Annotated in this window: 2 pseudogenes; both read right to left on the bottom strand. The window is 61.4% G+C overall.

What is annotated here, in order from left to right:
- Nucleotides 1-297 (bottom strand): annotated as a pseudogene (locus tag IEY39_RS30340) (type VII secretion system ESX-1 target EspB); the annotation flags it as partial.
- 106 nt (nt 298-403) lie between these two features.
- Nucleotides 404-629: pseudogene (locus IEY39_RS30335) on the bottom strand (hypothetical protein); the annotation flags it as partial.

Here is a 629-nt window from a genome sequence, read left to right as displayed (position 1 = left end):
AGTTCCTTCGCCGTCGTTGTCCAGCGCGGTCGCAGCCTCCTCATCAACCTCGCCATACGCCTTGGCCGCGTTGCGCAGCGAGGTCGCCAGACGCTGCCGCTCTTTGGCACCGGCCGCCAGGTATTCCCGCATGTTGTCGGCGGACAATACCAGCTGTTGGGCGGCGTTTTTAGCCGCCGTGAGTTCGCACGGTGTGATGGGGACATCAGTCGGTGGGTCCGCCATCGGGGCCTCCACCTCGTTGGCCCTGTTCAAAATCTCTTGCTGATCCACCGTCACGGTCTGCGACTGCGTCATATCGGATCATCCTCCTTAGTGCTATAGCCATTATCGTCGCTAAACTGAAAGGTTCCTGCACTAATTTGATGCCGCCCGTTCATGCCGGCATCGCGAACGGATCGCCCTACTTCGGCAGCGCCATCTGGTAGCGGCTTTCCTCGGGTGGGGAAACCCGGCGAATCGGCAGCTGCCGATGCCGCGGGGTACCGATCACATTGTGCCGCAGAATCACCCGGTCAATACCGGGATGCGGGCCGAGATAGGTCGTCGCATTCGGCCACGCCACCTTTACCTCCTGCCCGATGTGTGCGCCGATCAACCGGGCAAATTCCTCGAACTGTGGCCCGACT

Origin of the sequence: Puia dinghuensis (assembly GCF_014642875.1) — a bacterium.
In the GTDB taxonomy this organism is placed as follows: Bacteria; Bacteroidota; Bacteroidia; order Chitinophagales; family Chitinophagaceae; genus Puia; species Puia dinghuensis.
This window is presented reverse-complemented; position numbering and strand designations above follow the sequence as displayed.